This window comes from Parabacteroides sp. PF5-9, from assembly GCF_029893105.1.
GTDB lineage: Bacteria > Bacteroidota > Bacteroidia > Bacteroidales > Tannerellaceae > JARXWG01.
Genome location: NZ_JARXWG010000019.1, coordinates 60232 through 72708 on the forward strand (window position 1 = coordinate 60232; position 12477 = coordinate 72708).

The 12477-nt window shown below is 42.6% G+C and carries 9 protein-coding genes and 1 pseudogene; 7 read left to right on the forward strand and 3 right to left on the reverse strand.

Annotated elements, in window-relative coordinates; all coding sequences use genetic code 11:
* Positions 1-25: 25 nt before the first annotated feature.
* Positions 26-1211 (reverse strand): annotated as a pseudogene (locus M2135_RS11665) (6-bladed beta-propeller).
* A 661-nt stretch (positions 1212-1872) separates the two neighbouring features.
* Here M2135_RS11665 and M2135_RS11670 point away from each other — a divergent pair.
* The 7 genes from M2135_RS11670 to M2135_RS11700 all read left to right on the forward strand — a co-directional run bounded on the left by M2135_RS11670 (position 1873) and on the right by M2135_RS11700 (position 9712).
* Positions 1873-2946 carry a metallophosphoesterase gene (locus tag M2135_RS11670; protein ID WP_280748685.1) on the forward strand — a complete coding sequence of 358 codons (1074 nt, stop codon included), beginning with the start codon at positions 1873-1875 and terminating at the stop codon, positions 2944-2946.
* A gap of 63 nt (positions 2947-3009) precedes the next feature.
* Complete coding sequence (locus M2135_RS11675; protein WP_280748686.1) at positions 3010-4053, forward strand: MBL fold metallo-hydrolase; 1044 nt, start codon at positions 3010-3012, stop codon at positions 4051-4053.
* A gap of 7 nt (positions 4054-4060) precedes the next feature.
* Positions 4061-5143 (forward strand): STM4015 family protein, encoded by a 1083-nt coding sequence (locus M2135_RS11680; protein ID WP_280748687.1) that lies wholly within the window; start codon positions 4061-4063, stop codon positions 5141-5143.
* A complete protein-coding gene (locus M2135_RS11685; RefSeq protein WP_280748688.1) occupies positions 5144-6127 on the forward strand; it encodes an STM4014 family protein in 984 nt (327 codons plus the stop codon).
* Positions 6124-6930 (forward strand): STM4013/SEN3800 family hydrolase, encoded by an 807-nt coding sequence (locus M2135_RS11690; protein WP_280748689.1) that lies wholly within the window; start codon positions 6124-6126, stop codon positions 6928-6930. The genes M2135_RS11685 and M2135_RS11690 overlap by 4 nt, the downstream gene beginning before the upstream one ends.
* Positions 6927-8201, forward strand: a complete 1275-nt coding sequence (locus tag M2135_RS11695; protein WP_280748690.1) for an STM4012 family radical SAM protein — start codon at positions 6927-6929, stop codon at positions 8199-8201. Before M2135_RS11690 ends, M2135_RS11695 begins: the two co-directional genes overlap by 4 nt.
* Positions 8198-9712: an STM4011 family radical SAM protein gene (locus M2135_RS11700; protein ID WP_280748691.1), complete on the forward strand. Its 1515-nt coding sequence runs from the start codon at positions 8198-8200 to the stop codon at positions 9710-9712. The genes M2135_RS11695 and M2135_RS11700 overlap by 4 nt, the downstream gene beginning before the upstream one ends.
* On the opposite strand, the gene dgt is transcribed toward M2135_RS11700, so the two are convergent.
* The gene (gene dgt, locus M2135_RS11705; protein WP_280748712.1) at positions 9698-11026 is read right to left on the reverse strand and encodes a dGTP triphosphohydrolase; all 1329 of its coding nucleotides are present in this window, start codon (positions 11024-11026) and stop codon (positions 9698-9700) included. The two genes, M2135_RS11700 and dgt, sit on opposite strands and share 15 nt — an antisense overlap.
* 38 nt (positions 11027-11064) lie before the next feature.
* On the reverse strand, positions 11065-12459 hold the full coding sequence (locus M2135_RS11710) for a carboxylesterase family protein (RefSeq protein WP_280748692.1): 1395 nt from the start codon (positions 12457-12459) through the stop codon (positions 11065-11067).
* Between the last annotated feature and the right edge of the window lie 18 nt (positions 12460-12477).

Consider the following 12477-nt stretch of genomic DNA (forward strand, 5'->3'; position numbering starts at 1 on the left):
TTTTGTTAACAATACTCGTCAAGTGTTATTCTGTTTTTTTATACTTCGCCAGCATAATCACAGGATTGGACTCTTCGTTTAAGTTAGCGGCGATTTCTTTTAACTCACCGCTAAGAAAACCTTTTTCGTAGGCTTCAACCAGTTCATAAGCTTCCAATATAAAATAAAAGGAGTCTTGATTTACTGCTCTTACTGACAAATCTTCAGTTCTATGCATGAAGTCTCTATTGCTTACTGCATATTGGTATATCTTTTTTTCCTGCTTATCATAAACTAAATTCGTAGTCAATAATCCGGTATCGTTAACCGGGTCAGTCTCCTTTTTTATGGTTTGCATAAAATAATAGCGATTGGTCAGAACACCCGGGAAAAGAAATATTTCAGGATGCATTGATTGCACTGATGGGGTTCTCACTATAAAGGGGTGCATAGTAGCATCAGAAAGATAACGATAGATGGTATCAGATGACGGTTCGGTTAATATCCAATTATTTTGAAAAGGTGAGATAAGGCAATTGAGAGGTCCGAATGCATCGATAACATCTCCTTGCTCATTTTGTATCGTTAAGATAGTAGATAATTTCTTTTTAAAAGGAATTTCCACTTCATTCGTACTCCCATCCGTTTTGGATATAAGAAAAAAAGAATTTCTATGACTGATCTCATCATATTCCGGCCAAAATTCTTCCATGCATAAGATATGATCTTTATCAAAATTAAATGCATTGGTTATAAAAGGTCCTTCTTTATATCGGATTTTTCTTTTAAAATTACCATATAAGTCATATACAATAAATGAAAACCGAATACCATCGTTTATAAAGATTTCTTCTTTATCCTCGTCTAAAATGAAACCTCCCGACAGATAGACAAAATATTCTTCCCCGCCTTGTCCCATTCGGTTTATTTTTCTTAAACCTTTACCACTCCTGTCAAAGAAAAAAATAGCCCCATCTACCATCCGGTTTCTTACAATTATGAGTTCCTGGCCAATATCCATGACCACACCTTGGGTAATAAATTCCTCAGTAGTTTCCAAAGGGATATATTCTACATCCATAATGTCTTGAAGAATCAGTTCCTTCTTAGGATACTTTGCCGTCACATCGACAGTAATAAATTCATCGTCTTGTGTATTCGATTGTGTACATGCTACCACCAACAACTAATAGAAGTAGGAGCGTAGCTGAAATTGTAAATGGATTTTTCATATCCTATTTTAATAAGTAAATATTAGATGAAGCTTATCATTGATTAAGGGCGATCTACGATTTATCATAATCTCCCTATTTAACCCGTTACAAGGATAAGCATTTTTCTCTATTTTGTTGCGGATTATTAAAAAAAATGCGGCGAATCAACAATCGAAATTTCATTTAATATCTATATAAACCATGGTCTTATTACAGACTATCCCAATAAGATCCTTTGAGGATCAAAAAAATCCCTCCTTTAAGAGTTCTGGTAAAACGATTCCAAACAAAAACCGTCACCTTGCCGTCGGTTTATTTGAAATATAATGGACACTTTTTTGTTAGAGGTACCTCTAAATGATTTTAGACGTACCTCTAAACGGATTTAGACGTACCTCTAAATTGTTTTAGACGTACCTCTAACAGAAAACAGAGGTAGGTGTAACAAAAAAACAGTCAGAATGATGTTTTTATATCCTTGAGATAATGTTATTATATCCTTAGGATGATAGAAAAAAGCAGATAGAGCGTCTCCCTACTTAATTATTTAGATCTGCATCAAAGCGTTTGGTCGCTTTTGAGACCCGGTATAAATTTTATATCTTTGGAAAATATATATTTTTGCAGGAGATGAATGAGCCACACACTCCAAATCGAATTTACCTTTAAATAATATAACATGAAAAACTTACTACTCGCTATCTGTTGTCTATTGAGTACCGCTTTCACTACTGTTGCACAGCAACGGGCGGATCAACAACAACTGACAAACCCAGGATCGTTCTCTATGATTCTGCTGGGTGATCCGCAAGGATACATAAAGTATGATATCAATCAGCCGTTGTTTGAGCTCTGTACGGCCTGGATTGCGGATAATGTCGATCAACTTCATATCAAAGCGGTATTGTGTACCGGTGATCTCGTTGAGCAGAATGAGAATATTGTGCGCAACCGCAAGATGGTCAATCAGACCGGCCGGGAGATGTGGAGTGCTGTCTCGCGTGCTTTCGAACGGTTAGACCACAAAGTGCCTTATATTATTTCTGCCGGTAATCATGATTATGGCTATCGCAGTGCGGAGAATAGCCGTACCCAGTTCCCTGAATATTTTCCTTTTGAGCGCAACAGAGCATGGCGGGATATCTGTGTCAGCGTATATCCCAACAGGAACGGTGCGGAGTCGTTGGAAAACTCGGCTTATGAGTTTGTCGAACCGCACTGGGGTAAGATTTTGGTGATCACTTCCGAGTTTGCTCCGCGCGACGAGGTGCTCGACTGGGCTAAGGAGTTGGCTGCCAAGGAAGAATATCGCGATCATAAGGTAATTTTTATGACGCACTCTTTCCTTCGTCAACGCACAGCCCAACGAACCGATAATGAAAAATACAGTATCGCGCCACACAATTGGGGGGAAGCGATCTGGCAGAAATTGATCGAGCCGTCGAGTAATATCTGTATGGTGATCTGTGGGCATACCGGAAATCCCGGAGATTTTGAAGACTCAGTGGCTTACCGGGTCGACAAGAATGTGGCCGGGAGAAATGTACATCAGATGATGTTCAACGTGCAGGTTCTTGGTGGTGGCTGGGAAGGCAATGGAGGCGACGGATGGTTGCGCATCCTGGAGTTTATGCCTGATGGCAAAACGATCAAGGTCAAAACCTATTCTCCTTTGTTCGGGATCTCTCCTTCCACCAAACATCTGGCGCACCGGACGGGAGATTTTGACCAATTTGATATTGTCGTGGAGTAAATCGTAAATATAAATCCCGAGTGACCTGTAAACGTATTGGGCTACTCAAAAAAATAATGCTGTATGAAAAACTTCTTTTACACACTGATCTGTACAGGCGGACTTTGCCTCTTTTTATTTATGCCCAAGCCGGTGAACGCCCAGGCCACGAACGCGGGAGAAGAGGGCGCTTTCTGGGGAAAATCGGAAGCCTATTTACATAATCAGGCTTTCCATATGTTTGGTTTGATCGACCAGGCATTAACCGAAAATCCTCCGGTGACAGGAGCACCGATGGCTCGGAAACTGGCTCTTTATACTCTGGATGCTATGCTTCATGAAACCAAATATGACAACAGTGAGCCATTCAATCATTTCCTCTTGTCACGTGTCAATAAGGTTGTTGCGGATCTTTGTGAGCCGGTCAGTGAAGGGATGAAAATATATAAAGTGTATAACGATGGTTTTGTCGTCCGTACTCCGTCGGCAGCCATTGCTTTTGATCTTGTCCGTGGTTCATGTAATGGTCAAACGATGATTCCCGATTCGCTGATCGCCCGGATTGTCGATCAGTGTGATGCGTTGTTTATCACGCATAATCATGGTGATCATGGTGATCCGGTAGTGGCCGATCTGTTTCTGAAAGCCGGCAAACCGGTCATCGCTCCAACCAATTTATGGGAGAAGAATAAAGAGGTGCAGCACCTGCGGTTTGAACAACCTGTGGAAAAGCAGTTGACACTTGGTCGGGGGCAGAGCGTAGCGGTCAAGATTTTCCCTGGTCATCAGAGCGAGTTGATCAATAATATTTATGTTGTAACAATGCCCGAAAAACAAACGATTGCCCATATCGGCGATCAATACAATAAAGAGGATATGGAGTGGATTGTCGATATCCACAAAGAAATACCTTCGTTGGATGTCTTGGTGGTGAACTGTTGGACGCACCGGATGAACGACCTGGTGGAAGGCTTTAAACCGAAATTGGTTGTTACCGGGCATGAAAATGAGATGGGACATACCATCGACCACCGGGAAGCCTTTTGGCTGACTTTCCAGAAAATGGAAGCGATCAAACGTGACTATCTGGTGATGGGGTGGGGAGAATTTTATCAAATAACAAAATAAATGACGTATGAAACGAGTCTTTGTATTTCAGGATTTTAAATCCCAGAAATTTTGGAGTATTGATCTGCAGGGTAACGGCTTTACTGTGAATTATGGTAAACTCGGCACAGAGGGGCAATTCCAGGAAAAAACATTTGCTTCGCCCGAAGAGGCCGAAAAACAAGCCAATAAACTGATTGCCGAAAAAACAAAAAAAGGGTATGTCGAAACGGCAGAAGAGGCGGCCAAAGAGATGAAGGTGGAGGCCAAGAAATATAAGCTATCGTATGATGATTACGATAACGGGAAAACACAGAAGGATTTGTTGGATAAGATTTTGAATGATAAAAAGTTGGCTGACATCAAACAGTTGACCATCGGTTGCTGGGACTACGAATCGGGTGATTGTCAGGAATTGGTTGATGGCATGATTGCCCATAAAGAGAAATTTGCGCATATCGAAGGACTGTTCTGGGGGGATATCGACGGGGAAGAATCGGAGGTGTCGTGGATCGAGCAAACCGATTTGTCGGTTTTGTTGGATGGTATGCCTAAACTGAAGGATTTGAAAATAAAAGGGACGAATGGTTTAAGTATCGGACAAAAACAACGTCCGGAGATCATCTCTTTGGAGATTATCAGTGGCGGGCTTCCTACTTCGGTTGTCGACGATGTGATCAAATCGGATTTTCCCAATCTGGAGAAATTAATCCTGTATGTAGGGGTAGATGATTACGGATATGATGGTTCGATCGATCAGTTTAAGCCATTATTCTCAAAAAATAAATTTCCGAAACTGAACTATCTCGGTATCATAAATGCCGTAGAAGAAGATCAGGTGGTAGAATTGTTCCTTTCTTCGGATATCTTGCCTCAGTTGGAAACAATGGATATCTCGGCAGGTGTATTAACCGATAAGGGTGGACAACTGTTGCTCGATAATGTGGATAAACTCAAACACCTTAAGTTTATCGATATGGAGTATAACTACCTGACGGAAGAGATGCAGAAGAAGTTATCTCAATTGCCGGTAAAGGTGAATGTTTCCGATGCACAGGATATCGACGAAGACTACGAAGAGTGGGGCGGATTCCCTTTGATCACGGAATAAATGCAGGCGCTGGTCGTCAGTAACGAAGTTTCTCTCCGGACAACTTATTTTATCAAAGCGGGGACGGATCTTGGTATCGATACCCGTTTCATCACATACGATGAGTTGGAAAACAGTCTTTCCGGTTATGATCATGTACTGATAAAGCTGGAACCTCCTGTTTATCAGGAGGCCGGTTTTGTTATATATCATCAATTATGCAGGGACTATATTCGCTTGTTGGAACGTATTCGTTTGATGCATATTGCAGATCAAGTCCGCTTTCTGAACCGTCCGGAGGCTATTTTGTCTACCTTGGATAAGGTGAAAAATAAAGAACGACTTTCCGGATTGCCAACAACACCTTTATTGTCTTCTGCGATTACCTGTTTTGACGAATTGATCTGTCTGCTTTCCTCGGGTGGTCATTCGAAAGTATTTATCAAACCCCGCTACGGCTCTGGAGCGGGTGGAATAATGGCATTGAGGCAACATCGGAAATCGGGGGGATTGGTGGCCTATACAACTTTGTCGTTGAAAGAGGATTATGTGTTTAATACCAAACGCATCAACCGGTTTACGGATCTGAAAACGATCGCATTATTGACAGATACCGTCTTTCAGCAAGGAGCCCTGGTCGAAGAGTGGGTGGTGAAAGACAGTTTTGAAGGTGAAAATTATGACTTACGAGTGGTTGTTCAATTCGGACAACCCAAATATGTAGTCGTCAGATGCAGTAAAGGGGTTATTACGAATTTGCATCTGAATAACAGGGCAGAGTCATTTGACGAACTTCTTTTGCCGGAAGAGTTGAAAGAAGAAATAGACAGACAAAGTGTTCGTGCAGTCGAATTGTCGGGGTTGCAATATGGCGGGGTTGATATACTTATAGAAAGAGATACGATGCTCCCTTATATTATCGAAGTAAACGGGCAGGGCGACCATATTCACCGGGATATATATCACGAAAACAACATATACAAAGAACAGTTATCGCTTGTATGAATATAGATATGCGTGAGATTATAGGGAAACAGGATATACTGATGATATGTCTGGATACCTTGCGTTATGATGTGGCCATAGCTGAAGAGCGATCCGGCGGAACACCGGTACTTAACAGCTATGGTGGAGGCTGGGAGAAAAGGCATGCACCGGGTAATTTCACCTATCCTTCTCATTTCGCCATATTTGCAGGTTTTTTCCCTTCGCCGGCTGATGCGCACGATTTTAAGGAGAGGCAATGGCTTTTTTATCCCAAACGGGTCGGCACAAGTCGCGTCGCTCCGCCGGGTAGTTATGAGTTTGAGACAGCTACGTTTGTCGAAAGTTTGTATCAGGATGGTTATGAGACGATCTGTATCGGTGGTGTGCGTTTTTTCAGTAAACTCAATGAAATCGGAAAGGTCTTTCCCGGATATTTTCATAAAAGCTACTGGAAGCCGACATTCGGTTGCCCGGAGAAACATAGTGCGGAAAACCAGGTTGACTTTGCTGTCGACAAAATCGCCGATTATCCCTTGGATAAAAGGCTGTTTATGTATATCAACTTTTCGGCGATCCACTATCCGAACTACCATTATCTGGAGGGGAAAAAGGCAGATGACAGACAGACACATGCGGCAGCATTACGTTACGTGGATAGTCAGTTGCCCCGCTTATTCGACGCTTTCAGTCAACGTGGCGGCGCCTTGGTGATCGCTTTTTCTGATCATGGCACCTGTTACGGCGAAGATGGATTTACAAACCATTGTGTGTCGCACGAAGTTGTTTATACTGTTCCTTATAAACATTTTATCCTGAAATGAATAGACGAATTCCACAATATTTACAGTATATGTACAGCTATCCGCATAAGACTGCCTATCGGATGTTAAACCCTTCGGTTGATATAGCTTCTTATATCAAAACGTTGGGGAAACAGGATGCTGGCCTTTATTTTCATATCCCTTTTTGTCGGTATAAATGTGGATTCTGTAATCTGTTTTCAGAACAGGGGTGTAATGCCTCGCGGATAGATGCCTATCTGGATGCGGTGGAGAGGCATGTATTGCAATTGTCGGAGTTGACGGAGGATTTATTATTCAGTTCTTTTGCCATCGGAGGTGGTACGCCTTTGGTATTGACTACCGGCCAGTTGGAGCGTTTGTTCAATCTGGCATTAAAATTCGGGATATCACCGGAAAAGGTATTTACCTCTATCGAGACCTCTCCTGATTATGCAAGTGTCGACAAATTAAGGTTGCTGAAAGAGAAAGGGATTTCGCGGCTGAGTATGGGGGTTCAAAGTTTTCTTCCCGGGGAGTTGAAGCAGATAAAGCGGCAAACAACTATCGAAACCGTTGAAACTGCTTTGGATGCAATTGCTCAGATCGGTTTTCCTCAGTTTAATATGGATCTGATCTATGGTATCGAGGGGCAGACGGTAGACAGTTTTCTGTCTATTATTCAAAAAGCGATAACGTATCAGCCCACGGAGTTGTTTCTTTATCCGCTTTATGTGCGAAGGGGTGTGAGGATCTCGACGAAGGCGAGGAATGAACTGCTTTTCGAGATGTATAAAGGTGGACGTGATTTATTGACCGGAGAAGGATTTACGCAAACATCCATGAGGCGGTTTGTCCGGAATAAAACGACCGACCTGGAATATACCTGTGGTGACGAGACGATCCTCTCCTGCGGATGTGGCGGACGTAGTTATGTGGGTAATTTTCATTTTGCAACGCCTTATGCCGTGAGTCAACCTGCCATCAGATCTATTATAGATGCGTACATTCAAACGACAGATTTTACCCATATAACGAATGGTTATTTTTTATCTGAGGAAGAGAAACAACAACGGTATATCATTAAAAATCTGATGTATTATCGTGGAATTGAACGGGAGGATTACAGACGTCGTTTTGAAACGGATCTGCCGGCGCACCTCTTTCAATCGCTTATCGATCAGGGATATGTGGAGGATAAGGGCGGTTTTATCCGTTTAACAGCCGAAGGTATGGCCTTTTCTGATGATATCGGTCAACGGTTTATCTCCTCCGGAGTGAAAGAACGTATGGATTCATATCTATTAGTATGAGTACGGTTCGGAATATCTATTTTAGGAGCAGACTGAAGTCGTGTAACTATCACTGTTCGTATTGTTCTTTCGGAAAGAAGAGTTCCGTGGTCGACTGGGAGAAGGAGGAACAGTCGCTTCGTCTTTTTTATGAACAGATCAGTTTACTGACCGAACCTGTGCGTATTCTATTTATCCCTTATGGGGAAGGACTGATACATCCTTATTACAGGGAGGTTCTGATTCGCTTATCCTTGTTGCCACAGGTCAGAGGTATATCCTGTCAGACCAACCTCTCTTTTTCTCCGGATCTCTTTTTGGAACAGATAAAAGAACTGCAGGCCGATCGTTCAAAGATAAAGTTGTGGGCGAGTTTTCATCCGGAGATGGTTGAACCGGAGACTTTTGTAGAGAAGGTACACGGGTTGTATCAATCCGGTTTGGATGTATGCGTCGGTGTTGTCGGTCATAAGAAAAGTAAAGCAACCATCGCTTTACTACGTGAGCAACTGGATAAACGAATCTATTTGTTTATTAATGCCATGCAGGGGAAAACGGAACTGTTGACCGATGAAGATTTAGCTTGTTTTACCTCTTTAGACCCGTTTTTTCTGTTTGATTACAGAAATGCAAAAGCGGATATGCGTGTCTGTAGTGGGGGGCGTGAGACTGTTTTTATCGATCATTCGGGGGATGTCTATCCTTGTCCCCGCAACCCTTTGAAGGTTGGCCGTATAACGTCTCTTTCTTCTTTAACAGAACCCTTTTGCCGGAAGGAACGATGTGATTGCTATATTGCATATAGTAATCTTAAAAATACCCCTTTAGCCCAAATGATGGGAGAGGGGGGATTCTTTCGTATTCCCGAAAAGCGGAAAGTAGAAGCGATGTTCTTTGATATTGACGGAACATTGACAGACGGACAAGGTAAAATACCTGATTCTTACCGAGACGCATTAAAGCTATTAGCGGGTAAAATACCGCTTTATCTGGCTACATCTCTTCCGTTTGATTTGGCTAAGCGCCGTTTGGGAAATTTGTTTTTATTGTTTACCGGAGGTGTTTTTGCCGATGGGGGGCATTTGTGTTATAATGGACAAAATGAATATATTCCGCTAACCCCTCTTATTCCTCTTCCGGAAATTGATGAAGATTATTATATCCGGGAATATCAGGCGGAAAATGGTGTTTACAAATATGTGATAAGAGTTGTTTTGTCTGAAAGTACAGAGCAAATCAGGACGTTACTTGGCGATAGATACAATATACAGGAAAAAGGTTCTGTCCTGACTATCGTAGATGCTAAAGCCGGGAAGAAAAACGGATTATTGACCATCTGTTCAAAGATGAATCTTCATCCTGAAAAGGTGGTCGCCATAGGAAATTCCATGAACGATTGGGAAATGCTCTCAGTAGTGGGTTATCCTTGCGGGGTTATAGAAGCGGAGAAAGGATTACGCCAATCTGTTCATTATATCTTGAATCCCGATCATCTGCCGTTGTTCTTCGAACCTTTTTCAGACGGCAGGTAAACCCATTCCTGTGACCTTGCGGTAGAGATCCAATGCATAGACATCGGTCATTCCAGAGATAAAGTCCAGTACACACTGAATCTTGCCGTATGTGGAAGTCACATTTGTATCATATTGTTCAGGGATACGTTGTAATAAAAGTTTGCTGTATGGTTGACCCTGGTGCATCAAAGCATCGGTAAATATATTGATCAGCCGGCTAAAGATATGATGGCCGGCCAGTTCCACATCGACCACATCCTTTGCCCGGTAAATCTTATCACAAGCCATTTTCGAACAATTTGCATAGGCACTTCTTGCAGGGTCACTGATCTGTCCAATTAAAGGAGACCCGAATGTGCCGTTCAGAATAGTTTCTTCATTCTCTAAAAATACGCGCGAACATTCATCCACCAATAACCCGATAATACTTGAGCGCAGATAAGCCAGTTGTTCGTTTTTATCATCCACCATTTTCATGATACGGAGAATATGCTCTCTTTTTTCTCCTTCAAAAAAGTCAATCAATAAATCGATCGCTTCAGCGTAAGTGATAATATGTAGTTTACAGGCATCTTCAATGTCCATAATCTGATAACAGATATCATCTGCTGCTTCTACCAGAAAAACCAATGGATAACGGGCAAACTTCTCCGGTTCGCTCGGATTGCAACAAATACCCAGTTCTTTTGCAATTCGCAAATAAGATTCTTCTTCCGTTTGAAAAAAACCGAATTTTCCTTTTTTACCCGATAAATTCGAGGAATATGGGTATTTAATGATTGAAGCAAGCGTGCTGTAAGTCAAGGCAAATCCGCCTTTACGGCGACCAAGAAACTGATGCGTCAATAAACGTAAGGCATTCGCATTACCTTCAAAGTGAACAAAATCGGACCAACGACCTCCTTCTTTTTGAACATCATTTTTCCATTTTTCCCCTTCTCCGCCTTCATCGAAGAAAGCTGAAATAGCCCTTTCGCCCGAATGTCCGAAAGGAGGGTTCCCCATATCATGAGCCAGACAGGCCGCTGAGACAATAGCCCCGATCTCCGACAGATTCGGACTGCCGTCGGGATATTTTCTGATCAGTCCTTTGGAGACATTATTTCCGAGCGACCGACCGACACAAGAGACCTCAAGGCTGTGAGTCAGTCGGTTGTGGACGAAAATGTGACCCGGAAGTGGAAAAACCTGTGTTTTATTCTGCAACCTCCTGAAAGGAGACGAAAAAACAAGCCTGTCATAGTCACGCTGAAAATCAGTACGTTCATGTTTACGGTCACTATATTCTTCCATTCCGAACCGTTTGTCGGAAAGTAATCGGGTCCACTCCATCATATTTTTTGATTCAATTTCGTCCACAAAGGTAGAAATTATTCAATATCTAAGATCTTGATGAACTTCTGTTCATTGTCGTATGGTGTCCATCTTTCCAAATTTTTGCCATTCGGATTACCTGTTTTTATAAAGTTACTCCAGTAATCAATCATCTTTTCAGAAAGTGTACGATCCTGTATTGTAAACGGACGCCAACTGCGCTCCAGTGTTCCGAACATATACCATAATTCTGCGGAGTGGAATGCTCCGGCATCATCTCCAGGCATCTGGCGTTGAAAAAGATAAATATAGGTGTTGGGTTGCTCCTGTGATATACGGATGGTACTCCACTCGGTGGCTGCCCGTTTCAGATTTTCAGGTGAACCGTCTTGTGAGTTATAACCGATAATGGCAGGAATCAGGTGTTGATTACCATTATCCAGGCAGACATCGATATCTTCCGGAAAAACATAATCGTCTATATTTGTTGAAAAAGCGAAACCACTTTCGTTGTTCTCCCGGCGTTCGGTATTAAATCTGTTTCTTGAATCCATCAGTTGTATTGCCGGAACAGTCCTTAATTCTTCCAGGTTTTTTGCCCCTAAATAGTCGGCAAAAGCGATACATCCTGTTTCCTGTTCCTGAAGAGTCGGCATCGGCCTTCCTCTGCGATAACCTCCACCACTTTGGATAATTGCTCCATGAATCAGGCCTTTGGTCAGCGGGGTAGCGAGTAAGGCCATCATACTGCGTGCTCCGGCGCTCTGTCCCATAATTGTGATCTTATCCGGATCACCGCCGAATCCCGAAATATTATTTCGGATCCATTTTAAAGCCGCAACCTGATCGAGAATGGCATAATTACCAGAAACATTCTTGGGAGATTCTTCATCTAACCAAGGGTGTGCCATAAAACCGAATACGCCCACCCGGTAATTGATTGTTACAAGAATAACTCCTTTTCGGGCAAATGCGTCACCATCAAATTCAAGTTCGTGCCCCCAACCATGATCAAAAGCGCCACCGTGTACCCACATGACTACCGGCAATTTCTCCTGATTGCTCTTCGCTGGAGTCCATACATTCAGGTATAGACAATCTTCACTTGTCTCCGGCAATCCATCCTGGTAAAACTCTTTTTCATAAAACGAACCTGGTTCCATGCCATACTGCGGACAAATTTTGGGGAACTCAGTCGCGGTTTTGACTCCTTCCCAGGGGATCACCGGTTGAGGTTCCCGCCAACGCAGGTCGCCTGTCGGAGGAGCTGCATAGGGCACTCCGGCAAAAAGCATCACATCAGGAGATGAAGTCATCTTTCCCGAGACTACTCCACCTTCAACGCTCACATGACCCAGTGAAGAACTCTTTTTCTCCTGGCATTGTATAAATAGAAGAGATAGACAAATGACAAATGCAAAAAGTAGTGGATGGAATAAATTGGAATTCATAATTCTATTTTTTTTGTA